Annotated in this window: 36 protein-coding genes, 1 pseudogene and 1 riboswitch; of the genes and pseudogenes, 16 read left to right on the top strand and 21 right to left on the bottom strand. The window is 25.5% G+C overall.

The annotated features are described in order from the left end of the window. Positions 1 to 207 precede the first annotated feature (207 nt). Entirely contained in the window at positions 208 to 600 is a 393-nt protein-coding gene (locus ACZ91P_RS00120) for a lipoprotein (protein WP_465157449.1), read from the top strand. A 170-nt stretch (positions 601 to 770) separates the two neighbouring features. Here the strand turns inward: ACZ91P_RS00120 and ACZ91P_RS00125 are convergent, their stop codons facing one another. From ACZ91P_RS00125 to ACZ91P_RS00175, 11 genes are all read right to left on the bottom strand, one after another. Then, positions 771 to 1,040: a hypothetical protein gene (locus tag ACZ91P_RS00125; protein ID WP_465157450.1), complete on the bottom strand. Its 270-nt coding sequence runs from the start codon at positions 1,038 to 1,040 to the stop codon at positions 771 to 773. Between the two features lie 176 nt (positions 1,041 to 1,216). Continuing rightward, positions 1,217 to 1,711, bottom strand: coding sequence for a hypothetical protein (locus ACZ91P_RS00130; protein WP_465157451.1), 495 nt, complete (start codon positions 1,709 to 1,711; stop codon positions 1,217 to 1,219). 14 nt (positions 1,712 to 1,725) lie between these two features. Next, entirely contained in the window at positions 1,726 to 3,099 is a 1,374-nt protein-coding gene (locus ACZ91P_RS00135) for a hypothetical protein (RefSeq protein ID WP_465157452.1), read from the bottom strand. Next, on the bottom strand, positions 3,090 to 3,986 hold the full coding sequence (locus ACZ91P_RS00140; protein WP_465157453.1) for a hypothetical protein: 897 nt from the start codon (positions 3,984 to 3,986) through the stop codon (positions 3,090 to 3,092). Before ACZ91P_RS00140 ends, ACZ91P_RS00135 begins: the two co-directional genes overlap by 10 nt. 97 nt (positions 3,987 to 4,083) lie before the next feature. Continuing rightward, a complete protein-coding gene (locus tag ACZ91P_RS00145; RefSeq protein ID WP_465157454.1) occupies positions 4,084 to 4,527 on the bottom strand; it encodes a hypothetical protein in 444 nt (147 codons plus the stop codon). 61 nt (positions 4,528 to 4,588) lie between these two features. Beyond that, the gene (locus ACZ91P_RS00150) at positions 4,589 to 5,419 is read right to left on the bottom strand and encodes a hypothetical protein (protein WP_465157455.1); all 831 of its coding nucleotides are present in this window, start codon (positions 5,417 to 5,419) and stop codon (positions 4,589 to 4,591) included. A gap of 87 nt (positions 5,420 to 5,506) precedes the next feature. Further along, on the bottom strand, positions 5,507 to 5,800 hold the full coding sequence (locus tag ACZ91P_RS00155; protein ID WP_465157456.1) for a hypothetical protein: 294 nt from the start codon (positions 5,798 to 5,800) through the stop codon (positions 5,507 to 5,509). A gap of 75 nt (positions 5,801 to 5,875) precedes the next feature. After that, positions 5,876 to 6,535: a hypothetical protein gene (locus tag ACZ91P_RS00160; protein ID WP_465157457.1), complete on the bottom strand. Its 660-nt coding sequence runs from the start codon at positions 6,533 to 6,535 to the stop codon at positions 5,876 to 5,878. A 264-nt stretch (positions 6,536 to 6,799) separates the two neighbouring features. Beyond that, positions 6,800 to 7,264 (bottom strand): hypothetical protein, encoded by a 465-nt coding sequence (locus ACZ91P_RS00165; RefSeq protein ID WP_465157458.1) that lies wholly within the window; start codon positions 7,262 to 7,264, stop codon positions 6,800 to 6,802. After that, on the bottom strand, positions 7,245 to 7,427 hold the full coding sequence (locus tag ACZ91P_RS00170; RefSeq protein WP_465157459.1) for a hypothetical protein: 183 nt from the start codon (positions 7,425 to 7,427) through the stop codon (positions 7,245 to 7,247). The genes ACZ91P_RS00165 and ACZ91P_RS00170 overlap by 20 nt, the downstream gene beginning before the upstream one ends. Before the next feature lie 11 nt (positions 7,428 to 7,438). Beyond that, positions 7,439 to 8,383 carry a hypothetical protein gene (locus ACZ91P_RS00175; RefSeq protein WP_465157460.1) on the bottom strand — a complete coding sequence of 315 codons (945 nt, stop codon included), beginning with the start codon at positions 8,381 to 8,383 and terminating at the stop codon, positions 7,439 to 7,441. Positions 8,384 to 8,515: 132 nt separating this feature from the next. Here ACZ91P_RS00175 and ACZ91P_RS00180 point away from each other — a divergent pair, with 132 nt between their 5' ends. From ACZ91P_RS00180 to ACZ91P_RS00205, 6 genes are all read left to right on the top strand, one after another. Then, positions 8,516 to 9,040, top strand: coding sequence for a hypothetical protein (locus tag ACZ91P_RS00180; protein WP_465157461.1), 525 nt, complete (start codon positions 8,516 to 8,518; stop codon positions 9,038 to 9,040). 240 nt (positions 9,041 to 9,280) lie between these two features. After that, complete coding sequence (locus tag ACZ91P_RS00185; protein WP_465157462.1) at positions 9,281 to 9,823, top strand: hypothetical protein; 543 nt, start codon at positions 9,281 to 9,283, stop codon at positions 9,821 to 9,823. 40 nt (positions 9,824 to 9,863) lie between these two features. Further along, positions 9,864 to 9,964: riboswitch (purine riboswitch) on the top strand. Positions 9,965 to 10,163: 199 nt separating this feature from the next. Continuing rightward, positions 10,164 to 10,385 carry a hypothetical protein gene (locus ACZ91P_RS00190; protein WP_465157463.1) on the top strand — a complete coding sequence of 74 codons (222 nt, stop codon included), beginning with the start codon at positions 10,164 to 10,166 and terminating at the stop codon, positions 10,383 to 10,385. Between the two features lie 8 nt (positions 10,386 to 10,393). Beyond that, complete coding sequence (locus tag ACZ91P_RS00195; RefSeq protein ID WP_465157464.1) at positions 10,394 to 10,807, top strand: hypothetical protein; 414 nt, start codon at positions 10,394 to 10,396, stop codon at positions 10,805 to 10,807. A gap of 81 nt (positions 10,808 to 10,888) precedes the next feature. Beyond that, positions 10,889 to 11,182 (top strand): solute carrier family 23 protein, encoded by a 294-nt coding sequence (locus ACZ91P_RS00200; RefSeq protein ID WP_465157465.1) that lies wholly within the window; start codon positions 10,889 to 10,891, stop codon positions 11,180 to 11,182. Further along, the gene (locus ACZ91P_RS00205) at positions 11,076 to 11,465 is read left to right on the top strand and encodes a hypothetical protein (RefSeq protein ID WP_465159035.1); all 390 of its coding nucleotides are present in this window, start codon (positions 11,076 to 11,078) and stop codon (positions 11,463 to 11,465) included. Before ACZ91P_RS00200 ends, ACZ91P_RS00205 begins: the two co-directional genes overlap by 107 nt. A gap of 125 nt (positions 11,466 to 11,590) precedes the next feature. Here ACZ91P_RS00205 and ACZ91P_RS00210 read toward each other — a convergent pair whose 3' ends face one another. Further along, complete coding sequence (locus ACZ91P_RS00210) at positions 11,591 to 11,836, bottom strand: nicotinamide mononucleotide transporter (protein ID WP_465157466.1); 246 nt, start codon at positions 11,834 to 11,836, stop codon at positions 11,591 to 11,593. Between the two features lie 156 nt (positions 11,837 to 11,992). Here ACZ91P_RS00210 and ACZ91P_RS00215 point away from each other — a divergent pair, with 156 nt between their 5' ends. From ACZ91P_RS00215 to ACZ91P_RS00235, 5 genes are all read left to right on the top strand, one after another. Next, on the top strand, positions 11,993 to 13,396 hold the full coding sequence (locus ACZ91P_RS00215; protein ID WP_465157467.1) for a BMP family ABC transporter substrate-binding protein: 1,404 nt from the start codon (positions 11,993 to 11,995) through the stop codon (positions 13,394 to 13,396). A gap of 16 nt (positions 13,397 to 13,412) precedes the next feature. Further along, complete coding sequence (locus ACZ91P_RS00220; RefSeq protein WP_465157468.1) at positions 13,413 to 14,978, top strand: ABC transporter ATP-binding protein; 1,566 nt, start codon at positions 13,413 to 13,415, stop codon at positions 14,976 to 14,978. Next, the gene (locus ACZ91P_RS00225) at positions 14,962 to 17,121 is read left to right on the top strand and encodes an ABC transporter permease subunit (RefSeq protein ID WP_465157469.1); all 2,160 of its coding nucleotides are present in this window, start codon (positions 14,962 to 14,964) and stop codon (positions 17,119 to 17,121) included. The genes ACZ91P_RS00220 and ACZ91P_RS00225 overlap by 17 nt, the downstream gene beginning before the upstream one ends. Next, positions 17,121 to 18,035, top strand: a complete 915-nt coding sequence (locus ACZ91P_RS00230) for an ABC transporter permease (RefSeq protein WP_465157470.1) — start codon at positions 17,121 to 17,123, stop codon at positions 18,033 to 18,035. The genes ACZ91P_RS00225 and ACZ91P_RS00230 overlap by 1 nt, the downstream gene beginning before the upstream one ends. Positions 18,036 to 18,200: 165 nt before the next feature. Next, entirely contained in the window at positions 18,201 to 18,947 is a 747-nt protein-coding gene (locus ACZ91P_RS00235; RefSeq protein ID WP_465157471.1) for a hypothetical protein, read from the top strand. Between the two features lie 21 nt (positions 18,948 to 18,968). On the opposite strand, the pseudogene ACZ91P_RS00240 reads toward ACZ91P_RS00235, so the two are convergent. Beyond that, positions 18,969 to 19,391, bottom strand: a pseudogene (locus ACZ91P_RS00240) (transposase); the annotation flags it as partial. Positions 19,392 to 19,816: 425 nt separating this feature from the next. Here ACZ91P_RS00240 and ACZ91P_RS00245 point away from each other — a divergent pair. The 4 genes from ACZ91P_RS00245 to ACZ91P_RS00260 all read left to right on the top strand — a co-directional run bounded on the left by ACZ91P_RS00245 (position 19,817) and on the right by ACZ91P_RS00260 (position 21,202). Next, positions 19,817 to 20,092 carry a hypothetical protein gene (locus tag ACZ91P_RS00245; RefSeq protein WP_465157472.1) on the top strand — a complete coding sequence of 92 codons (276 nt, stop codon included), beginning with the start codon at positions 19,817 to 19,819 and terminating at the stop codon, positions 20,090 to 20,092. A 173-nt stretch (positions 20,093 to 20,265) separates the two neighbouring features. Next, positions 20,266 to 20,517, top strand: coding sequence for a hypothetical protein (locus ACZ91P_RS00250; protein ID WP_465157473.1), 252 nt, complete (start codon positions 20,266 to 20,268; stop codon positions 20,515 to 20,517). A 376-nt stretch (positions 20,518 to 20,893) separates the two neighbouring features. After that, entirely contained in the window at positions 20,894 to 21,031 is a 138-nt protein-coding gene (locus tag ACZ91P_RS00255) for a lipoprotein (RefSeq protein ID WP_465157474.1), read from the top strand. Between the two features lie 45 nt (positions 21,032 to 21,076). After that, the gene (locus ACZ91P_RS00260; RefSeq protein WP_465157475.1) at positions 21,077 to 21,202 is read left to right on the top strand and encodes a hypothetical protein; all 126 of its coding nucleotides are present in this window, start codon (positions 21,077 to 21,079) and stop codon (positions 21,200 to 21,202) included. A gap of 374 nt (positions 21,203 to 21,576) precedes the next feature. On the opposite strand, the gene ACZ91P_RS00265 is transcribed toward ACZ91P_RS00260, so the two are convergent. From ACZ91P_RS00265 to ACZ91P_RS00300, 8 genes are all read right to left on the bottom strand, one after another. Further along, positions 21,577 to 21,741: a hypothetical protein gene (locus ACZ91P_RS00265; protein ID WP_465157476.1), complete on the bottom strand. Its 165-nt coding sequence runs from the start codon at positions 21,739 to 21,741 to the stop codon at positions 21,577 to 21,579. Positions 21,742 to 22,038: 297 nt separating this feature from the next. Then, positions 22,039 to 22,329, bottom strand: a complete 291-nt coding sequence (locus ACZ91P_RS00270; protein ID WP_465157477.1) for a hypothetical protein — start codon at positions 22,327 to 22,329, stop codon at positions 22,039 to 22,041. Between the two features lie 333 nt (positions 22,330 to 22,662). Then, positions 22,663 to 23,139 carry a hypothetical protein gene (locus tag ACZ91P_RS00275; RefSeq protein WP_465157478.1) on the bottom strand — a complete coding sequence of 159 codons (477 nt, stop codon included), beginning with the start codon at positions 23,137 to 23,139 and terminating at the stop codon, positions 22,663 to 22,665. A 39-nt stretch (positions 23,140 to 23,178) separates the two neighbouring features. After that, the gene (locus tag ACZ91P_RS00280) at positions 23,179 to 23,346 is read right to left on the bottom strand and encodes a hypothetical protein (RefSeq protein ID WP_465157479.1); all 168 of its coding nucleotides are present in this window, start codon (positions 23,344 to 23,346) and stop codon (positions 23,179 to 23,181) included. Between the two features lie 144 nt (positions 23,347 to 23,490). After that, positions 23,491 to 24,150 carry a hypothetical protein gene (locus ACZ91P_RS00285; RefSeq protein ID WP_465157480.1) on the bottom strand — a complete coding sequence of 220 codons (660 nt, stop codon included), beginning with the start codon at positions 24,148 to 24,150 and terminating at the stop codon, positions 23,491 to 23,493. Positions 24,151 to 24,504: 354 nt separating this feature from the next. Continuing rightward, positions 24,505 to 24,747 (bottom strand): hypothetical protein, encoded by a 243-nt coding sequence (locus tag ACZ91P_RS00290; RefSeq protein ID WP_465157481.1) that lies wholly within the window; start codon positions 24,745 to 24,747, stop codon positions 24,505 to 24,507. A 13-nt stretch (positions 24,748 to 24,760) separates the two neighbouring features. Further along, the gene (locus ACZ91P_RS00295; RefSeq protein WP_465156970.1) at positions 24,761 to 25,030 is read right to left on the bottom strand and encodes a hypothetical protein; all 270 of its coding nucleotides are present in this window, start codon (positions 25,028 to 25,030) and stop codon (positions 24,761 to 24,763) included. A 15-nt stretch (positions 25,031 to 25,045) separates the two neighbouring features. Further along, the gene (locus ACZ91P_RS00300) at positions 25,046 to 25,600 is read right to left on the bottom strand and encodes a hypothetical protein (protein WP_465156971.1); all 555 of its coding nucleotides are present in this window, start codon (positions 25,598 to 25,600) and stop codon (positions 25,046 to 25,048) included. Between the last annotated feature and the right edge of the window lie 27 nt (positions 25,601 to 25,627).

Below are 25,627 nucleotides of genomic sequence, written 5' to 3' on the forward strand. Positions count from 1 at the left end.
AATTTAAATTAAGTAATTTATTTATTAAATTACTTATCCTTCTTTAAAATATTTGTAGGAATCTTTTCTACAAATAAATTATTTATCAAAATATCAACAAAAGTGCTTATTATGAGCACTTTTTTAGTTTTTATTATCTAATTTACCCTTGATTATATATATAATGTGACCAGTTAATAAAATAGCAGAAAAAGAGAGTTGATATAAATGAAAAGATTATTAAGTATTTTAGGTGTAATTACATTAGTAGGTACAAGTACAACAAGTTTAGTTGCTTGTAATAAACCACAATATACTGAAAAAGAATTAGCAGATTTAAAAGAAAAAAATAATATAAAAACAAACGATGGTATTTTAGAATGAATAACAAAACAGGAAAAACCTTTTAGTGAATTAGTAGATAATAAATGATATTACATAATATATAAAGATAACTCTAATAATATAAAAATATCAAAAAGAATAAATAATAATCCAGATGTTAATATTAAATTGCCTTGATCTAATTTATGAATAAAAGTTTATCGTTGAAATGGTGAAGAACAAAAATTACCTAATTTAGATATTGATAAAGATGGCAATGTAATTGTTAAGAATTAATAAAAAATAGGGCTAAAACCCTATTTTTTTAATTTAATTCCAGATACTTTATGTGCTTTATGAGTGATGTCTCGTTTTGCTGCTTTATGTTGTAAAGTTGCTTCAATTAATTCTTCATTATCGTATTTTTCTAAATCAGAAATTGCGATTTTTAAATCATTAATGTTTGCTTAAACACGAGCAATATTTTGAGTACCAACACCACCAAAATGATTTTTAATATCATTCATAACTAATACAATACCTTCAAAAGCATCTTTAATTTCTGTAAAGATTTTTTCTTCGGTTTTTTCTCTGAAATCGTCAGTAATGCGTTCTGCTTTTAATGAGATTGATCTATTTTTAATTAATTTACTAATATAACCAACTAGTAAACTAGCAACAACCCCACCTACAACAGAAGCAACAATTACAATAATTACAATTGTTGATGTAAGCATAAATTGCCACCTTTCTATTTTTAATCTATATATTTTACCGTACATACACAATAATTATAACAAATATTATTTATTATTTTCAGCGTTTTTTAATACAATATTGATTTCAACTTTCAACTTGTTCTTGGGTTTATTTACAATTATGACAAATATTAACATTATGTTTTTTAAGATAATTACGAAATATTAATTCAACCAAATAATAATAAATATAATATATAACTTGGTGTTTTATAAACTTGTTCTAAAAATTTACCAATTGGTAATTTAATAGCAGGTATTTTAGGTATTTTTGTTGTTAATCAAGAAATACCATGCAAAATTGGATAAGATATAACAATACCAGTATATCCAAAAAAGCCACCATCAGTTACATTATGACTACCAAACATAAATTCTTTAACTGGTTCTAAACTTGGAATTCAATTAAAATGTAAACTAGTAAAAAATAACCCATATAAACTTAAAAATGGAGTATGATATAAAATTGACATTGCATTGTACCGAATAATATATGCTTTCTTAATATGAAATGGATATTTATTATATTTTAAAAACTTACGATTCTTTCAAGCCTTAAAACTCTGACTAGGATTTCTTTGTTCAAAACCCAAGCGTTGTCAATATGTCCCATTATCATTCTTAATTGTAATATTTTTATTATCAATCATAATTAAACTCTTTTCTAACTTACTTTTTTTCTTTCAATATTTAATGTTTGCATTTCATATTTAACGCCATTTTGATTTAATAAACTAATAACAGCATTTTGATAACCTTTTCTTAAACTAATAGATATTGTAAAAATAGGTAACCCTGAAAATCGAAAGGTATTTCCGACTACTACATCATAATTTTTATCAAAGTTTTTTTCACTAAAAATTAATGAACTTTTATAAATAGCTTTATTTTCTTTTAAATATCCTAATTCAACTTTATATTTATATATTCCATTAGGAGTAACTGGTAAAATATATTGATCATCATTAAGTTTAAAATCACTAGTATTAACAACTTCTCAATTATTATAACTACTACCTTTTAATTGATAATGTTTATTAATATATTTAGTAGTTGGCAATGTATCATCAGTTGTTTTTAATTCTGATGTTGTACTTGTTTTGATAATTTCAAAATTAGCAGTTATATCATTATTTTTAAATGCTGGGTCTCAAATTTCTAATTCACCTGTTTTTTGATTAAATGAAGCATTCGCTTTACCATTTTCAATCGGTATTAATTTAATTCCAATTTGTCGTGTTCTCATATAATTAACAAATTCACCACCACTAGTTGGGGCATCAATTGCTAATTTATCATTATAACCATTTGTTACAGATATTTTACCTTTATTATTACCACCCTCAGTAATAATAAAATCATTAGGATTTAATGTTTTTATTATATTTTCTGGTGTAATATTAATTAAAATAAAATTAATTTTTAAATCTAATTTTTGAGGCAGGGCATCTATTCTATTAATAAAATTAATTAAAATAGAATTATAACTTGAAGTAATATTAAAGTTAGCAATATAATTATTTCTTACTCAATCATAACTAGCATAGCCACTACCTTCATCAAATTCATATCTTCATCCATTACTAAATCAAGATTTATCTTTTTCTTTTAAATTAGCAAAGCGAATATTTTCATATAAACCAGCATTAATTAATATTTTTTGCACTTCATCAGGGACAAATTGCATATCTTGGGGAACACCAATATTATATGATTGACTACCTTGTGAAAATGTTGTTGCTTGTAAAAGATATTCAGTTCCTTTTGATAATCAATGTAATGTATATATAGCAGTTGCTCATTTAACACCAATTTGTTGTTCTTCTGTTAAATTATCAATATTATCAGCATAACCAATATAGCCACCAGTTCAATCATTAATTTTAACTGAACTTAAATTAATTGCTTTTGTAATTCATTCATCACTATAAGTTTGCGGATTATCTTCAAAATCTTTTGTTCAAAAACTAGATTCTTTTAATTCTTTAATTGAAATATACATCCATTTATTTGTAATATCTTTTAATTCTATTGCCATTTTCTATCCCTCCTTACAAATTTAATATTTTTTTGCAATTTATTTGTACCAACTTTAATATTTTTTAATAATTTTTGTGTTGTTCTAGTAGTGTTAACAAATTGAATTGATTTACTTGTATTAGCAAATTGAGATAAATATTCTTTTCTTTTATTTTTAAATTGTTGTCCTTGATTTTTCTTTCATTTATAAGTACCAATTTGTTTAATAGTTCTTCTTTTATCACCACCAATATTATGATAAAAACCTTGTTCAAGTTTTCTAATATATTTTCGTACATCATTAACTTCTTTGGGCGAAACTACTAATTTTTGAATAAATGTATTAGATTTTTTACCACTACGAATATTTTTATCAGTAATTAATCCTAATTTAATATGTTTTCTAATCATACTTGGCAATAAAACTCTTAATCAAATTCGCCAAAATAAAGTCCCTGCATTAACATTAGCATTTTTTATTGCTAATCAAACATCTACAGGCATTGATGGATAAGTATAGGGTCCATATACTTTTACCTTTGGTTGAAATAAAAATGTTGCATTAGCAGTATTAGTAATTTTATTAGTTAATTCAAATTTACCATATTTAATTCAACTAGATTGAATATTAACTCATTCTTTTGAATCTTTATATTGTTCATTAAATAAATTTTTCCCTTGTTCTAAACTTCTTTTTTCTATTTTATCTAATAAAGAATTAATTTCTTGTTTTGTTGCCTTTTTTAAATATTGTAAAATCTTTTGTGGGTCTGTTCAATTATATAATTTTCTAAATTGTGAAACATCTTTTTTAATTATTCCATATTTTTCTAAACCATTTTTTAATAATTCACCAACAACTGTATCTTGTAAAACACCAGTTAATAATCTTATTAATCGTAACATTAAACAAGAAAAGGTAGTTTCCTATGATTAGAACTATTAACTTGTTTTACTTTATTGCTTTCAAATAAATCTGGTGTAATTGTTTGTGCCATAATTATTATCCTTTCGTATAAGTTAAATCAATTGAACCAGTAAATTTACGAGTTGTACCATTTGCTTTTGCACCAGTTGATGTAATATTTGCAAATGTAGCATCATCATTATTATACTTACTATTTTTTATTTTAACTTGTGCTTCTAACTCTTGTTGATTAGGTGAAGCACCAGAAAATGTAAATGTACCTAAATTAGGTGTAGTAATTACAATATTAATATTTGGTAATGTTGGGGTTTGTAAATCAATTCAAGGTGCTGATTCATAAAGTAATACCACGATTTTTTGAGCATTAGTAATATCAGTATTAGATACATCACCAGTTACAAATAATCAATGTAATTGTCGCATAAATGTAGGTAATGAATATAATCCACGACCAAGATAACGAACATTACCAGTATTTTGATTAATAACTTGTTGAATACTTATTCAACCTTGTGGCATTGCACAATCTAATCTTCTTTATGTCCTATAAATCCTCACGCACCAACTGAACTTGAATAATTTAAATTAAAGTCCATATCCTTATTAATTCCAGTATCTTTACCTTTATTAAATTGACGACCAAATATCAACTTTCAAATACATCAACACCAACAATCATTTTTTTCCATAATTGACCAGTTGCTAATGTATCTGCTCCTATTTGGTCTAAAATTTTAGTATATGCTTTTGTAAATTGAACAAATGCTGGCTTTGCAACATGTACCATTAAATCGTCTTTTTTAGTACCAAACATTAAAACATTTACTTTTTGTACTAAATTAATTGAAATATCATTAATTTTATAAAATGTTTCTTGTGCTGTATCAGTATCTTTTGGAATTTGTAATTTAATAAATTGACCTGTTGCAATACATGAATCTATAACACCTTGTAAATAAATTGCATTCATATTTGAATATCAATTACGAGTAATTGTTCTCATTCATTCTCCAATTGTAGTAGTTCGTACTTCAACTGATGATTCCATAAAACGAACAACATCAAATGTAGGAACATCATATTTAAATGTTAACATTTGATCCATCATAACAGTTGCTCTTCGCACTGCTACGGATTGTTGTTCCATTCCAGAATCTTTATCATAATTAGTACCCCAAACCATACGCTCTGGGAATACATATTGTCCTGCTTCAAAACCTTCTGCCATAGACACTTGTTGAGCAGTTAACATCATCATTTCAGTAGCATAAATATATTCACTATCTGCTTCTAAAATCTTTTTAATTTGTAAAACAGCAACATCTCCAATTGCTTTTTCTGTTGCAGTATTACCACCAACTTGAAAAACTGTTGGTAATGCAATACTTGATTTTCCACCTACTTTTGCCATAGGTTATTATTCTCCTTATTATTGTCATGTTAAACTTTTAGCATAATCAATAATATCTTGGTCAGTTTTAGCACCATTTTTCTTAATTTATTCTAAAGGATTAGATTTAATTTCTTCACTTCTTTTTAGCATTTGGTCAATAACTGACCCACCATCAACAGTACCATCTACTGAATTAATATTATATTCTTCTGCTATTTTGTTTATTCTTTCTTGTTTAGATAAATCTTTATATTCATCATTATTAATTAACGAAGAAATAATCTTTTTATCTTTATTTGTAAAATTTTTTAAATATAATTCATTTTCCAATAAATCACTTTTATTTTTTAATTCTTGTAATTGAGTATTAACAATTTCAAAATCTGTTTTATCAACCACATCTTTACGATTTTTAATTGATTTACAAATTTGTTTAGCCTGAGCAGATAATAATTCATCAACTGCTTTAATATCTTATGGTAATAATGAAATTGAAGAATGTGTATAACGATTAGCATTTAAAATATAATGAAATGATGATGATTTTAAAGATGAATAATCAAATGAAGCAACACCAAATGAAGCCTTTTTATATTCTGGGTCTTGATAAATAAATTTACGAATTTGTCTAGTATCATATACACCTGATGGCTTAAATTGTAATCCACTATCTCAAAAAGGTATTTTATTTGGATTTGTTTTTCTAGTGACTTCTAAATTACTTCCTAATACTCCTTCAGCATTTTTCTTTGATAATGGGTCTGCTAAATTATTAAAAACATTAGTTCATTCACCATATGTTGTTTGATTAACTGGTATTAATCCTTGTAGATTATATAAAACATTAGCAGGGGTTGAATTTGTTAATAAAGTATCAGGCATTCCACTTAATTCATCAGAAAATAATAAATCTGGTGGCTGATATACTCTTGTATTAATTTGTCCTGCTTTTACAGGGCGACCAATAATTCTTAAAGATGTAAATGCTGTTAAACCTAATACTTTTAAATCAATTCATTTAACACCAATATCTTTTGCTAATTCAGGATCATAATCAACAACACCATTAATAATTCTTGGGAAAAAATATCCTTCTCCAATTGCTCCATGTTGTATTTTTTGTCATATTGCCATCCCAGATTTAGATAATTGGTCATTAACACTACTAAATGTAATTTCTTGAAATAAAAACTTTTTATTATCAAATGGGTCATAGTAGTCTGCAATATTAGAAATATATAATCATTGGATAGATTGATTATATTCGTGAGTATTAATAGTTTCTCCACCAATATTTTGATTATTACCATTTAAAACAATATATAAATTTAACTCATCATTTTGATTAAATTGTTTTTCAGTAGATAATAAAGTATATTGTCTTTGAGTTGATATGCCTTAAAATACTGGGTCAGGTGTACCTTGCGATGAAAAATATGTTCCACTAGTTGAATTTTGTAAATATGCTTCATACATATCACCACGATTAGTAGGATAATTTATTGGATTAATAATTTTAGTATAAAAATTATCAGCATCTTTAAAATTATTTTCTTTTGTTCCTTTATTAACTTGTTTTAATTTAAATGCATTTCTTCATTGAGCAATAATAGTTACATTACCAGTAATTGCTAATGTAAAATCTGAATAATCTTGAGGAATACTATTAATTGGTTTATATCCACTTGTAGTCATTGGAATAACTCCGTTTGTAATAACAAAAGGAAAGATAAATCATTTATCTAATTCTTGTATTTTTCTTTTAATAACTTTTGAATCAGTAGAGGCCATTCTCATTGCTGTATATAATACTTGGTTATTAATTTGTATTGCTTCTTTTGAATTATTTTTGCTTAAATTCATCTTTTATGCCTCCTGTATTATTGCTTTCGTTTTGTTCATCTTCATTTTCTAAATCAAATTTAGAATTAGTTTCTAATTGTTCTTTATCAATTTTTTCAACTTCTTTTATAGCAAATGTCATAGGAATACTATCAACAGTATGAATATATTTAGCACGAGGCATAGTTGCATTTTCTAATCTTGTGTTATTAAAATATCTACTAAACGCATTTGGTCAATAATTCCTGCTTGTTTAAATTTTAATGAGTAGGGGCGTTCACTTTTATCTCAATTGTTATTTTCAACTTTTCAATATTTATGAAATATTCATCAACAATCAAATAAACGATATAAATAATCTAATAAGAACTCTTGTCATACTGCTTGCGATTTAATATCTTCTGCTTGCATAATTAATGTTTGATTTTGATTAGTATAAGTTCCTTGTTCATCTGCTTGTCATGATAAACCAACACCACGAAATACAATTTTTAAAATATGGTCAGTATCTAGATTATAATCACTAGAATTATATTGTCCTTGCGTATAATTAACAGTTGCATTACCACTTTTTTCATTATAATTATTATTTACATTTTGAATAACAAAATCACTTTCATAATCATCTCAGGTTTTTTTCTTATATTTTACATTACTAATTTCAGCAGCAGTTGCTTGAATATATCCTCTTGCTCTTGAAAATCTTCTTGTTTTCTTTTTAATAAATAAATTATCTTGTAAATATTCAATTAATCACATAGTAGGATAAATATCTGGATAAGCATTTAACATTGTACTACTTGTTTGTCCTTGTTGATTAACACGAATAAAGTTAGGAATTTGTATTAATGGAAAACGACCTAATTTATTAATATATGTTCTTTTTTCAATTCTTAAACTTTCATTTATTTTTCCACTAACTGCTCCTGCTTGGGTATTTTCATTATTAGGATATGAATCAATTTGAATATATTTATCATTAATAATTACATGAAATATATAACCAGTATCATCTTGATTAGGTAATATTCAAATATCTGCTGCTTGTTTTTCTTTATTAATTTTAGATACAAAATTAGTAAATAAAGCAGTACCTAACATAATATCTAAATCACCATCGCGTGTTTCATATATAAACATAACAGCAAGACCTAATAATGATTTAATAACAAGAGACAGAATTTGCTGCTTGAATTTACACGGTGCAAATTCTAAGTAATAGTTTAAATTATTTATGCTATTAAATTTTAGAAAGGAACTTATATTTTATTAATGAAAAAACTATTTACATATTTAATGACCTTAAGAATAATGAGCATAAGTGGAATAACAATTGTTTCTTGTGCTTGTAGTTATCCAAAACAAAACAAATTGGAAGAAGAAAAGCAAAGAAAAGATTTAGATAGAGCTCCTTTGTTACCAATAAATAATAATAATCCAAAAAAAGACGAAATAAAATTACAATTTCCAATTGATATTAGTGGTATTACTAAAATTAACCTAATTAAAAAAGTTAATGTTAAGAATATTAAAGATGTTCAGTTTTCTGAATGATCAGAGCCAATTCGTGATGCAATTTTAGCAACATTGCATGCAGAACTAAGCACTAAATTAACAAAAAATAATTATGATGTAACTCCTATCTTCCCAAAAGAGTTTTATATCAAAGATAATAAAATTAATACTCTTTTTTTTGATTTAACAATTCCGAGAAAAATAGAAATTACCTGTTTGGGAAAAAATGCAAAGGGTAGATTTAATACATATGTCATACTACCAATAGGTACTGTAAAATAATGATAAATTAATGAAAGAATATAAAAAAATAACATTTTAAAATGCTGTTTTTTTAAAATACGGTATGATTGATATATATATGGGAGAGGAACGTGATTAAAAAATGTTTAATTTAACGCAAATAACAGGATTAGTTTATTTTATTTTTATTATTGTAATTGGACTGCTTTTGTAGGTTGATTAATATTTGGTCTTATTTTATTAAGGTTTAAAAAGAAAAAAACAACATTAAAACTACGGATGTTATTACGGAAAATGTTAGATGACAATGATTTACAAGATATTAATATTGGAGAACAAAACCATATTGTTAAAGCACGGAATTTTTCAAAAATTAGTAATGCTGTCATTATTCGTCGTACTGATGATAAAGACCAAAGTATTGTAAAAATTTATGATATGATTTTTCATTTTTATTATGTTTATAACCAAAAAACAAAACAATCAAAATGCTTTTTTTGATTAAAATTTTTGTCATGATTTTTGTTGTTTACAATATTTTTATTTATTGTAGCAACAATTTTAGTTATTTTAATACAGTTTTTAAAAGACAATACTGTTATTAATGCAATTGACATTACAATTCAAATTTTATCTATTATTGGCATTGTTTATTTGATTTTGGGATGATTTTGTTGAGCGAATTTAGTAGAAAATTATCGTCAAAATTTAATAGCATTAGCAATAGACTATTTACCAACAGAATTTATCAAGTCTTTTAAAACTTATACTAGTTTTAAAGCATTTTTTCCTTTTTCTGAAAATGTAATATGTTTTTATTAAAGGGATTGTAATTTTTTTTGAAATTCGGTATACTTAAAAAGTAAATGTATTAAACAATTCCTATATATGCTAGTAATATGGTCTAGTGTTTCTACGTCTTACCATTTATAAGAAGACTCTATAGGTTAATGCTTCATTTTGCATTAACTTATGTTAATTAAACAAGGTTAATGTTTTTTATTTTTACAAATAGAGATAGATGGAGAAATAAATTATATGTTTTAAAAAAGATTGAAGCTTTTTTAGGTTTGGTGATTTAAAAACAACTTTTAAAAAAGAAATTATTGGTGGCCTAACAACATTTTTAGCAATCTTATATATTTTATCAGTGCAACCTAATATGTTATCTTCTGCATCAGATATTAATCATCCAAGTGATCCAAGTCAAAATATGGCGTTTGGAGGGATTTTTTTTTCCACGGCAATTGGTGCTTTTATTGTTACTTTAATTATGGGTTTATCAGCGAATATGCCAGTTAGATTAGCACCTGGAATGGGGCTAAATGCTATTTTTACTTTTAATGTTGCTAATAATGGATTAGGATATCTCAAGGGGCTTTAATTGCTGTAATGCTTTCAGCAATATTTTTCTGCCTTATTTCAATAACTAAATTACGAACAATTATTATTAATGTGATTCCAGATTCATTAAAATTAGCAATTGGTGCTGGAATTGGTTTTTTTATTGCTTATATTGGTTTACACAATATTTGATTTGTTGGCGATAATGCCGTTGCTCCAGATGGGGTTGTCGTTAATGGCGGAATTCCGGTTGCAACATTATGAAATTTAAAAACTAACTGACCAATAATTTTAATGGGATTTGGTGTTTTAATGTTAATTTTAGTTTTACATTTTAAAAAAATTCCGGGAGCCATTGCCATTGCAATTTTGGGAGGATTAGGAGTTTCTTTGATTGTCGGAAATGTTGTTGATAATGATTTCATTCGTTACAATTTTACGCATTGAAAGGGATGAAGTTAAAGTGATTTTAATGGTTTTAATACCACTTTAAAATTAACATTTGCAGCATTTGCTAATCCAAAAATTTGAACATCACCAACGATGTATATTTTAATTTTTGTTTTCCTATTTGTTGATTTTTTTAATACAACAGGAACGTTATACTCTGTTTCAACTCAAATTTCATTAACAACTGGTGAAAAATATGAATTAAAATCACGTGCTTTAATGGCAGATTCAGTAGGAACTTTAACTGGAAGTCTTTTAGGCTGTTCTCCGATTACTAGTTTTGTTGAATCAACAACGGGAGTTTTTCAAGGTAGCTCGAAGTGGTTTTTCTGCTATTATTACAGGGTTAATGTTTTTAGTAGCAATTCCACTTTTTCCAATTTTTAAATTAATTACTCCGGCAATTGCTGGAGCTGCCGTGATTTTTGTTGGTACATTAATGGTTAGTCAAATTAAAGATATTGAGTGAGTTAAACCAGAATTTGGAATTTCAGCCTTCTTTACTATTATAATTATGATAGTTACATTTTCGATTACAAATGGGTTGGCACTTGGATTTATTGCTTATGCCTTTATTTGTTTAATTACTAAAAAAGCTAAAACAGTTGCCATTACAATTTACATTTTAGATCTTTGTTTTATTGCTTTTGCTTTTGTCCAAACTGGTTAAAAACAAAATAAGATAAATAATGATTTAATATATAAAGATTATTCTAATTAATTTTCTATAAATAACAATGTTTTATAATTTTATTATGGCTAATAAAGAAAGAAAATATTAATAAATCAGGAGCATTATCCTGATTTTATTTTATTTAAATAACCACCTCAAATTAAAAAGCCAATGATGCTATTTGCAATAAAAAAACTTGTTTGAATTAACATATTAATATTAATTGTTATTGGATAATTAGCATTAATACTATTAACTCCTGCAAACATTGAAAATTGTAAAATATTTGAAAGTAATCATAAAATTCATTGTTCTTTTAGTCGTAAAAACATTGGTAGTCGGAAAAAAAGTAGTTTTTTTCTTTTCATTTGTTTAAAAATATGTTAAAAATAAATTGGCAATGAAATATTACATTGTTAGGGCATTAAACATAGTAATTTAATTATGAAAGGAAATATTCAATTGCCGAATAATAATTAATTAAAAAATATAATTTATTAGTAATAAAAGGGAGGAAATAAACAATGAGAAAATTTCTCAGTGTTTTTGTAGCAGCAACTTTGTTAAATGGTTCGAGTCTTTTTCTTGTTGCATGTGCTAAAAAATATTATTTTGATAGTAATATTTGAGTTATTACCGATGCTTTTATTGTGACCGATGCATCGTTTAATGAATCAGCATGAGATGGAGCAAGTAAATATGTCATTTCACAAAGGGATAAAGAAATTTTACCATCAGAGTGAAAAAAAAGTCACCATCGAGCTAGTTATTATGAACCAGCAAGTCAAACACCATCTGACTTTAAAACAGCTTATTTAACAGCATATATTGCTGACGCAAAAACATTAATTTTGCCAGGTTTTGTGCATGGTAATACCGTTGGATGAGGTGCAGAAATAGTTGATAATTTAATTTATATTGATGGAAGTAGTCAAAATATTCATTTAGGAATGGATCCCAAAAAACCATTAGCAACAAATGTTGTTGGAATAAGTTATGAAGCTGAATCATCGGGATTTTTTGCAGGAATTGCAACAGCATTATGATTAAATGCTAATCAAAGCAAATATCCTTCAGGTTTAAAAATATCTACATATGGTGGAATGGATAATCCTGGCGCTGTTTCAAATTATATGTGAGGATTTTTAGTGGCTGCTGATATTTTTAATGCAATCATTAGTAACAGCAATTTGCCAAACTTATTTAACATTAGAACAGATCTTTTAGCACAAGTTAAAAAAATGAATCCAGCAGTAACTGCTTTACAAAAAATTGAAAAAGTACAAAATGTTATAAAAAATAATGAATCATGATTTTCACAATCATTTGAAATTGGACATGGGAAAGATATTTCAGATGAATTACTTTCTCGTGGAGCAAGTATTATTTTTCCTGTTGCAGGTCCGCAAACCCAAGATACTATTGGCCGAATTAAATATAATAAATCACCAGCTAAAGTTATTGGTGTTGATACCGAACAATCTAAAATTTATGGAGAAGACATAATCGTAACAAGTGCCTTAAAAGAAATTGCAACTTCAACTCAAGAAGCTCTCAAGAATATTTATTCAGATAAATGTGGTTATTCATCTAATAGTAATACTTGAGACAATAATCATGTGACACCGGAATGTTGAATTAATACTGATCAATCATCAATTCAGCATCCAACTTGGACAGGGATTGAAACAACAAAGTCAATTAATGAAGATACTGTTAATTTTATTCATAATAAAACTGATGATTTAATTAAGGATACAGCATTTGATAAAATTATTAAAGTATTACAAGATGTTTATTCCCGAGGAATTGATGATGTCCCTCCTGCAGCAGCAAAGGTATTTACAACAACATTAGCAAATACTTATCAAAATAGTGATACATTGAAAACTTATATTTTAAATGCAATTGAAACCGCTTTGCAATAGAAGGAAAGGACATAATATGAAAAACAATAATGAATATGCAATAGAAATGAATAATATTACCAAGGTCTTTGGTGATTTAATTGCAAATGATGATATTACCTTAAAAGTAAAAAAAAGTGAAATTCATGCTTTAATTGGCGAAAATGGAGCAGGAAAATCAACATTAATGAGTATTTTATTTGGTTTGTATGAACCAACAAAGGGAGAAATCCTTATTAATGGAAAACCAGAATATATTAATAATCCTATTAAAGCGAATCAATTAGGAATTGGTATGGTTCATCAACATTTTAAATTAGTTGATATTTTTACTGTACTTGATAACATTACATTAGGATATGAACAGTTAAAAGGGAAAGTATTTTTAGATCGTTCAAAAGAAGCACGTGATATTGCTCAAATTGCAATTAAATATAATTTGCAAGTTGATTTTAGTTCAAAAATTGCAAATATTTCAGTTGGAATGCAACAACGAGTTGAAATTTTAAAAATTTTATATCGTTGAGCAGATATTTTAGTTTTTGATGAACCAACAGCTGTTTTAACACCACAAGAAATTGAAGGCTTATTAAATATTATGTTAGATTTAAAAAAAGATGGGAAAACAATTATTTTTATTTCCCATAAATTAGATGAAGTGAAAAAAATTGCTGATCGGGCAACAGTTATTCGACGTGGAAAAGTTGTCGAAACTTTTAATGTGCAAGATAAAAATGAGAAAGAAATTGCTGAAGCAATGGTTGGCCGTAATTTAGTTGAAATTAAAAATTCAGGGCAAGCACCACGAGAAGAAGTTTTATTAAGAATTGAAAATTTATTAGTAAAGAAAAGAGGCCTAACGCGTTTGATGGCTTTAGATGATTTTAATTTAACCGTTCATGCAGGAGAAATTGTTGCAATTGCTGGAGTAGAAGGAAATGGGCAGACTGAATTAGTAAATGTTCTAACCGGATTAGAAAAAGGAGCCTCTGGAGAAATAATTTTTAATGATATTAATGTGACCAAAAAAAGTATTTATGAACGCTATCAAAATGGAATGTCTCATATTCCTGAAGATCGTCATAAACATGGTTTAATCTTAGAATTCAATGCAATTGATAATGTTGTTTTACAAAATATTAATCAAAAACCATTTTCAAATTATGGTTTATTAGATAAAGGAGCAATTCAATTATATGCTCAACAAATTGTTAATAAATATGATGTACGAGGTGCAAATTCTGGTTTTGCTGTTACACGCAGCTTATCAGGAGGTAATCAGCAAAAATTAGTTATTGGGCGAGAACTATCACGACAACATAATATTTTAGTTGTTGTTCAACCAACAAGGGGTTTAGATGTTGGAGCAATTGAATATATTCATAATAAAATTTTGGAAGAAAAAGCACAAGGGAAAGCAGTCTTATTAGTTTCATATGAATTAGAAGAAATTATGAGTTTAGCTGACCGTATTGTTGTTTTACATAATGGACGCATTACTGGTGAAGTTACTGACAATAAAATTAAACGTGAAGAAATTGGTTTAATGATGGCAGGAAGATATCATAAGAAAGGAATAAAAATTAATGCAAACACAAATTAAAAATTATGGATGATTATTAAAACAGAAAACAAGAATTTTCTTTCGTTCAAATGAATTTAAAACTAAAATGAACTATTTTAAGGCATCTATTTGTGCAATTATTGCAGGAGTTCTGCTTAGTTTTATTATTATCGGTGCAAATGCATCAGATCCATTATTATTTTTTAGTTATGTTTTTCGACTAGCTTTTCACCCATTATTAAAAGATTCGACATTAACTTATTGAGCAATTTATATTGTTGCGGGATTAGCTGTTGCGGTTGCTTTTAAAGCTGGATTATTTAATATTGGTGTTCCTGGACAAATGTTATTAGCAGGTAGTATGACAATTGTTTTAGGTTTAAAGAATCTCACAATTAGTCAAGGAGCTGGCGTAATTGGAGCTTTATTTATTTCAATTCTTGTTGGTGCAATGTTAGCAGCAATTGCTGGAGCATTAAAAGCTTATTTTAATATTCATGAAGTTGTTTCAACAATTATGTTAAATTGAATTGTTTGGTATGTTATGAAATGAATGTTTATGAATCCAGCGCATGGGATGTGAAATTCAAATCAAAATTCAACAATTGATATTCTTACAACAGCCCCAAATTTTAATTTAGTATTGAATGGGCAATTATGAATTATTCCATTTATTATTGCAATGTTATTATTAGGAATAATTATTTTTATTATGAATTATACTGTTTTAGGTTTTCGAATTAAAGCGGTTGGAAAATCAAAAAATGCTTCTTTATACGCTGGAACAAATGTTAAAGCATATACTATTGTTTCAATGGCATTATCAGGTGCTTTAGCAGGCGTGTTAGGAATGTTATATTATATGACACAATCAACAGTATTACAATTTACAACTGATGCATTACCAGTTGTCGGTTTTGATGCAATTGCTGTTGCATTAGTTGCTTTTACAAATGGGTTTGCTATTTTACCAATTGCTTTATTATGAGGAATTATTAAAACAGCTGCTTTGCAAGCAACGCAATTACCTGATTTTCAAATGTCAAAACAAATGGGACAATTAATTTTCGGAATCATTATTTATATGTCTGCAATTTCTACATTATTTATTTACTTTAAACCGATCTTTTGATTGCGTCGTTGATGAAATATTCAACACAATGTAGAATGAAAGCAAGAATATAATAAATATCAAAAACAAATTAAGGACTATCAAAAACAAATTAAAAATACGAATAAAATATATCGAATTAAAATGCAAGAATTAAAAAAAGAAGGAACTAAAGAAGAAATTAAAGCATATCGGAATGAAATTAATGATCAATTAACGTTATATGCTGGGAAAATTACCACTTTAAAAACAGAAATTCGTTTTTTTGAAAATTTAAAATATAAGGAAGCAACAAAAATTGGGCAACGTGGTCTTAAAACAAAATATAAATTAGCAACATTTATTGCCCTTGGTTCCGCATTAGACCATTTTGCACAAGTGAAAAATGAATATTTATTAAAAAAACAAGAAATTAGTTTTTTAAAAAATAATTATTATCAAGCCGTATGAAAAGTAAAAGGGCAAGCAAAACAAGAATTATCACAGTTTTATAATTTGCCGAAAAAAGAATTATATGCTAAATTATCACATTTACAGTCGCAATATGGTGATTTAGTTTTAAATCAAGAGGAAGCTATTAAAAAATTACGTGAAAGTTATTATCCTATTTTTAATCAAATTCAAAAAAAATATGGAAATGATTTTAAAAGATTGCAAAAAGAAGAAGCACTGATTACTAAAAAATTAAATCAAGAAATTAAAGCATTAAAACGCCAACAACGTCGTGAAATGTATCAATTTAAAATAGCAAATTATCAAAGTAAGAAAAAAAATAAACGGGAATTAAGAATAATTAATCGTCAAGTAAAAGCAGATGTTAAGATTCAACAGGAAGTGGCTGTGTTAAAACAAAATTTAAAACTGCAATTAAAAGAGATGAAACAACAATTTAATCTTGAATATCAAGCTATGCGCAAAAAACATAAAAGAGAGATGCCACAGTGGAAAAAGGAATTAAATCAAAAATTAAAACATATTCGAAAAGTTGTTTCAGAAGATAATAAAATTTTAAAAGCAGAATATCATCGTCAAAATGCCGCTTATCAAATGCAAAAAGGAGGAAAAAAATAATGGAAGCAGTTTCACAATTATTTGCTAATGGTTCAATTCTTTTTGCAGTATTGTTAATTGCGGCAATGGCTGGTTTGTATTCAGAACGCGCAGGAGTTGTTAATATTGCTATTGATGGAATGATGATCATTGGTGCGTTAGTTTATGCGTTACTTGGTAAAGTATTATCACAATATGGTAATGGAATGCAAATTATTGCTTTATTAATTTCCACAATTTGTGGTGGGACTTTTGCCTTATTACATGGTTTTGCTTCAATTACTTTAAAAGCACAACAAGTAATTTCTGGAACAGCGCTAAATTTATTAGCAACTGGAATCGGATTATTTTTTGTAAGCATTCCATCCTTAGCGGCTGGAAATATGATTCAAACAGGTTTTAGTACAATTGGGGTTGATTCATATCAAATTATTAATATTTTCTTAATTATTGCAATTGTTTTAGCAGGTTTTACCTTTATTTTCTTTAGATTTACAAAAACAGGACTACGCTATGTTGGATGTGGTGAGAATCCTAATGCAGTTGATGCAGCTGGAATTAATGTAATTAAAACAAGATATAAGGCAGTTATTATTTCTGGATGCTTAGCAGGCCTAGCAGGGGCAATGTTCACTCATTATGTTTCTGGGCAATTTCGTGGTGACGTCCAAGGACAAGGATATATTGCCTTGGCAATTATGATTTTTGGGCAATGACGAATTCAATATATTACATTGGGAGCAGTCTTATTCAGCTTTTTAATTGCTTTGGCAGGAACATTATGACGTTTTGCGGGTTGAAATATTGCTGATCCATCAAATCAGTTATTAAAAATTTTACCATTTGTCTTTACATTAATAACAATGGTTATTTTCTCAAAAAATTCAAAAGTACCAAAAGCATCAGGAATTCCATTTGATAAGTCATTACGATAAAAACAACCGATATCGGTTGTTTTTATTTACATTTTCTTATTTTTTTTCTATAATTAATGTATTCTGAGGATATATTCTGCAAAAAAAGGGAAAAAACTATTCATTATTTTTAGTGTTGTCGGATTATTTACCACTGGGATAACTAGTAAAATTACAAGTTGTCGAATGATAAAATATCGTAATACTAATTATACTAATTCAAATTTACAAAATGAGATGTTAATTTGAATGAAAATTGCCAGTGATGTTAGTAATAAGATAACAAATTATGATAGCAATGGAAATATTAAAAATTCAAACGAATTTCCAGAATTAAATCAATTTTATAATTTAGTTAATCAACGTAACCAGTTGGTTGTTCTTGACCGTTCAAATACGCAGATTAATTTAGGATTAAAAAAATTTCAAAATGAATGTAAAGAAATATTTAAGAAATTAAATGTTAAAATTAGTGAAAGATATCCAAATTATTTTAATACTTTAAAGAAAAAACCATTGTATCACCTTAAAGAAGCAGATAAATTTACTTTAACTTATGTTGATTTAGATAAAATTAATAAATTAACTAATACTACAACGACTGGTGTTCGGGCAGTTCAAATTCAGTATGAATTTATGTTAGATTTAAGTTTTAAATCCTTAATACAAATGCGCCCATTTACAGTTACTCATGTTATTACAAATGAACCAGATGAAATTAAAAAAATTTTAGAAAAATCAATTGCAAAAATCAAAAAATATTTAATTAACTTTTTTAATAATTATGAAAATGTCATAATTAATCAAAACAATGAATTCAAATCAATTTATGATAATTTTGAAATTAATTATAATACTAATGTTAAACTATTTGTAAATTGTACTATGAAGTGTAGCAGTTTATTTGCTATGATTATAACATCAATAAAATAAATGTTCAATATAATTTATTTTAAAATATAAATTATCTTTTTTGAAATTTAAAAATCCCAAATGAATATATTTATATAAAGTTTTAAAACATACTGGAAACTTAATACCAAACTCTTTTTCATATTTTTTACAGATTTGTTCTGGTGAATCATGAAATTTGTTATATTTTTCATCTAGTCATTCTAAAATATTTAGCAATAATGATGATTTTTTAAAACATTTTTGTCGTTTTTGTAAATAATCTTCGTGTGCTAATTTAGCGTCATATTCATTATCTTTTAACCTTTTTATTTCTCGTCTAATTGTATTGCGATTTTTATACAATATTTTTGCTATTTTAGATATATTGGGTTTACCATTTTTTCTTTTTAAAGAATCAAGTTCTAATAAATCTTTTAACATTACTCTTTTTAAAAAAGTAAAATGATGTTTTGTTTTATCCATTTTAAAAAATCCTTATCTTTTATATACAAAGTTAATTATATAGTTTTTTGATATTTTGGGCGAGCGATTGATTTTCTTAAATTTTTGTGATAAAATAATTTATAAGTTAAAAAAAGTTTTGAGGTTCTTTTAAACAAATTTGGGAACCTTTATAAAATTCTTCGCTTAACGCTTAGAATTTTTCCCAAGTATTTTGAAAAGCGCGGCAAAACTTTTTTAACTTGTAAGGCATTTTTCACAAACTTATGAAAATCACCGCGAGCCCAGATTAGATTAATACAATATAATCAGAATAATAATCATATCAAATAATCTCCTTTCTAAATAGATTTAAAAATACTTGACTTGCATATATATATATATATATATAATGTCAATAGATCTTGATAAAAAGTTTCAAGATTAAAGAAGAGAAATTAAATAAAATGAAAAAACTGTTAAGTTTATTAAGTGTATTAACTATTAGTGGAACTGTTGTACCAACAACAATTGCTGCCAGTTCTTATCAAAAAGAAAATAAAAAATTATTAAATAATAATATTAAAAATTTAAAACGAGTTAAAAGAAGTGATGTTCCATCTTTACGAGATTTGATTACAACAATTAATATTGGTAAAATAGAAAAAGTTAATCAAAAAAATATTTTAAAAAAATTAAGTGAGATTAATCATCCAATTTTATCAAGAAAAAGGAACATATAATTGATAGAATAGAACAATTAAATAATTTAAATTATCATCATGGTAAAAATATAAGATTAGAAATTAGAAACATTACAAGAAATTCAGCTGAAATTTTATTTAGTCAAGCAACTAATAGTAGTAGTTCATTACATACATTTCATTCTACTGAAAATCTTGATTATAATGATGTATTGAGGGTTTCTTTTTCTATAAAAAAAATTAATTTATCATCTGTTATTACTAATACTAATTTAGGTGATATACCAAATAATTCATTTCAAACAATTATTAGAGAAGTTATTAGAAGAAATCCAAATTCTGGATTAACAGTTAATGATTTAGTAGTTACAAGAGCAACTACAAATTCAGGAACAATTATAAGTCAAAATAATAATTATTTTGGAAATATCAATGTATCTTTTAATAGAAGTATAAAAAAATAAAAATTAATCAAATATATAAACTGCATGATTATAATTTAAATAATAATACTATTGAAAAATGATATAAGTTTTTACAACCTGATCAATTTAAAAACAGTTTTAACAAAGAAACCTGAGAAAAAGAAATTAAACCACATATTGAAGCAATAATTAATGTTGTAAATAAATTTTCACTAAGTGATCATAGTTTATTTCAAAAATATAATGAAGAAAATAAAAATACTTTAATTGCTTCTTTAATTCGTCATTTTACAGAAATAAATGATAGTTTTCAGTCAAGAAATTATTTATCTGTTACAACAAATACATTTGGTCTTACTTTAATATTGAAAAAAACAAAACTAAAAATAAAATAATTAAAGATGAGATTTAAAATATGAAAAATATATTAAGTTTTTTAGGAACCATAACTTTAATTGGAACAAGTACAATAAGTTTAGTTGCTTGTAATAATAAAACTAAAATACATGAGTATACACACGAAGAATTGGAACATTTAAAAAAAGAAAACTAAATAGTATATACAACAAATGAAACTATTAAAAACAATTTAGAATGAATGGCACCACAAGAAAAACCATTTAATAATGTTGATAATAAATGATATTATATTGTATGACGAGGGGAAGAAAAAAATTGAAGAATAATTAATTTTAATTATAATTTTAATAATATAAAAAAATAGATACAGACAATTCATTTATTCTTTATATTACAGCAATTAAAAAATTACAAATATGAAATGAAATAAATAAAAATTGAACCGAATGAAGTAATGATAAAAATAAAATACAATATAAATATGTTTATCGTTGAAATTCAAATACACAAAAACCTAATTTAATTTTAGATAAAAACGGTAATATAAAAGTTAAATAAGAACAGACAAATATAAAAAAACATTTTAAATAAAATGACTTTTTATATTTCCAATGTAATTAATGATAATATTTCATTATTTTTATTAAATAACTCTAAATTATTAATAATAATTTGTTCTTTTTTTGTAAAAATTGTAATATTATACTTTCCATAACCTCAAATGCCAGATATTTCAATTTAATTTAAATTAAATAGTTTTTCGTGTTTATAAAAAGTTATTTTAATACTATCTTCAACTAAATTTTTAGTCATACTTGTTCAAACTGTTTTAGAATAAAGTAATCTATATAATTGAGAAAAATAGTTTAAATATTCTTCTATTTTGCCGTTAGAAACAATCAAACTAGTTAAATATTTACCATATTCACCATCTGATAATTTAATTTTTGTAGGAATAAGAGAAGGAATATTGTTTGTTTCTAATTTATTTGTTATTGATAATGAATTAAAATAATTTGCTTCTAATTGATAAACAGGATTTTCTGAAATATTTTTGTTTTTAACATTTATTGTGGATTTAGAAAAATCAAAATAAAATGACTTTAATTCTACTACGCAATCTTTAAATTCTCAGTATTTTTGCTCTTCTTCAATAGAAACTGATATTAATTCAAAATAATAAGGTGCAATTAAAAAAGGTTACAATGATGATTTTAAATTAATTGCATATTTACTATATACATAATTTGATAACATATAGATAATTTGTTTAAATTTTTTCACTGCATTATCAGATAAATAAGTAGGATTTTTAAATTTTCATTCTTCAAATAAACCATCAATAACATCTTCGGATTTTTGATTTTCAAACTTTCGTCTTAATTCAGCTGATTTATTTATAGGATTACCTTTTTCATCATATTTTGCATCAGTAAATTTTCTATCATAATTATAAAGATATGTTAACATATTTAATAAAACATCTTTCAATGTTCCATATAAAGGTGATTTTGAAAATTCAATTATTATATCTGAATATTGTTTTTCTGAAATTATTCCAACTGAAATTAAATGAGTTCATCACGGGTAACTATCTGATTTATATTTATAAATATCTGAAGGAGATTCTTCATTAATTTCAATTTTATTATTTAAAGGATATTTTGATGTTGGTGGTGCTTGGCTTTCTAAATGACTATATGAAATTTTTGTATTTATAATGCGTGCATTTTTAAATACTTGTCTTTGTGGATTAGAACTATGGTTACCTATATTTAATAATTCTAAAACATCTTTTCCTTGAATATAGTTTTTGGCTATACTTTATGGTAAAAAACTTTCAGTAAATCAATACTGAAATATTCTTACATTAGGGTTTGTTTCAATGGGCATTGATAGTAAAGGTACTAAACTAGCGTTTTCAACTATTGATGATGGATAAAAATAAACACCATTAACATTGCCTCAACACTTAATATTTCCAAATAACATAGATTTGGGATATTTAATTTCAATCCTAGTAAATAATGTATCTTCTGGCAATGATTTTTGTAAAACTAAGTGAGTACTATTCTGATTTTTTCATTTAAAGTCAGTTATTTTAACTAAATGCGTAGATTTAATAATATCAACACCATCGGGTGTATAAGATCGTTTGTATTCTTCAATTATATAACATTCATTTTTATTGTCTTCACTAATTGGTTCATTAATAGATAATATTTTTAAGTCTAATGTTTCTAAAAATTCTTTGTCTTGTTTTGAAATATTATTAATTAAAATATCTTTTTCATCAATCATTACATAACTTGTGCTATTATCTTGGACTGTGGTATTTTGTTAAATTTGTAATTTAAAATTAAAATCACTGATTTCATAACCAATAATCTTAATATATTCATCTTTGTCAACAAAACCTATTTTAACACTATTTTGAGAGTAGTTTAAGGTTGGTTTTTGTTTTGTCTTAACAAGAATTAATTTTATAAATATATAAGATTCTTGCACGGTCTTCGGTAAATAATTGTTCTTAATCAGGGTCGCTATATTGTGATTGATTAGCAAAATCTAGCGGAATACTATCAATTGAATAATCAATTGGTTCATTATTTTCTGCTAATTGTGCTAACATTTTTTCTGATGGTTTTAAGATTATTTTTGTTCTCCTTGTTCTTCATTGGGTATATTTATAATAGTTTCATTGTTATTTAATTGTCTGTTTAAAGTTGCATTTACTGGTAAGCGAACATCAACAATTAAATCATCAATATTTTTAATATTAAATGTTCTACTATTTAAAATGGCATTATCATATTTAATTAACTTAATAATGAATTCAGTTAATTTAATTTCTCTGATATATATCATTTGTTCATACGATGCGTTTGTTTGAATATTTACACCAGCAACTTCCGCTTGTGTTTGTTGAGCCCCCTTAGCGATTGCGGGAACATGGTGGCGATTTATTTTATAGTAATTAGTTAATAATCAATCATATATTTTGGTTAATTGTTCACCTTTAAAATTACCAGCAATATAGTCTACTGGTTGAAAATTACTATCGGGGTCTCCTTCAACTAATAACAAGTCATTTTCAATAAACGAAGCTAACATTTTACTAATTTCTTGGTCAACAACACCAGTAACTCCATTAATATTAATGGTAAATTTACCACTATTTAATAATGGGTTTAACATAATCTTTTCCGCAATAATATCTAAAATACTAGCAAATTGTTTACCATAACGAGTAGAAGGTTCAAAATTAGGGTTATTAGGAATAATTTCAATCGGAATAAAATTAAGTGGCAATATTTCCTCTCTTTGTAATGTTGTATAGTTATTTTATTTAGTATCATCAATATATAAGTCGGTAATAGTACTGTATAATCGTGTTTTTAACTTTCTAATAACTTTTACTTGTTTAGTTACATAATTAATTTCTAATTTTTCAGTAATAAAAACACTCTGGTCATTTTTAAGATAAGGGTCATAATCAAAAGTAGACGAAACTAAATTACCTAATTCGTGATATTGGTCATTGTAAAAATCAATCGTAATAAAATTAAGTTTTGAATTATTAGCAAAAATAAAATATGCACCTTTACCATTCTTATTAATTTTATATTCGTTATATCAATTCTTATTAGTAAAGTCTTGAATTTTTTAAAAGTTATTAATTAATTTAGTATCTATCTGTTTATTATTAATTGGATTATAAATGCTAATTTCTAAATCACGTGGATTTAAAAAATTAGCATTATCTTCACAAATTCTTTTTTCTAAAATTTCATTATGTTTTTGAACAATAACATTTTTACGATTAGTAATCGTTGATGCTAAATTAAGATAATAACTATCAATATCATATTCTTTTTTTAATTTCTTTTTTGCTGGTAACAATCCCATTTATATCACCTCTTTATTTCGTATCTTCTTTTTTAATAACATCTTCAATACTATCTTCTTTTTGTTGTTTGTTATGAGTTTTGATAAATCTAATAGTTTCAATAATTAAAACTATAATTCCTGCTCCAATAAGCATTGCTGAAACAATAACATATGCTGGTCAAGAAATACCTAATGTTTTTTCTCCGATAAAACAAATAATAATTCCGGCAATAAAAAACAATGATGAAACTCCAAAGATTTTCAAAAACATAATCATATCTTTAATAGTTACTTTTGACATAATACCATCTCCTTCCTAACTTACTTTTTTTCTTTCAATATACAATCCTTTAATTTCAACACTATTTGATATTGATGATAATTTAAACTTACCGTTGGAAAATAATTGAATGGTAATTCAACGACTTGGATTATTTCCATATGATATTCCACTTGCTAATTGACCTTTAAAGTTTATATGCGTAATTATATATAGTTCTATCTCAAGCGTTGTATAACACCATAAACGATAATAATATTCTGACTTATTAAAATTTTTAATTTTATATCCTTTAGAATCTTGAACAAAATCACTAGTATCAACAACTTTTCAATCATTTGATATTTTAGGTAAATCTTTTTTCTGTAAATAAAATTTATCTAAATATTTAGTAGTACTAAATGTATCATCAGTACTTTCAATTCCCGCAACTGTATTATCAATAATCATATAATCAGCAGTATTTTTACCACCTTCAAAACTAGGGTCTCAAATTCTTAATTCCCCGTTTTCAGCATTAAAATCAACATTAACACGACCACTACTATTAGGTAATAAAGTTATTTTATTTTGCTTTAAATCTGAAACCATTAATTCATCAGCAGTATTTTTAATAAT

The organism is Spiroplasma endosymbiont of Halictus nicosiae (genome assembly GCF_978018445.1).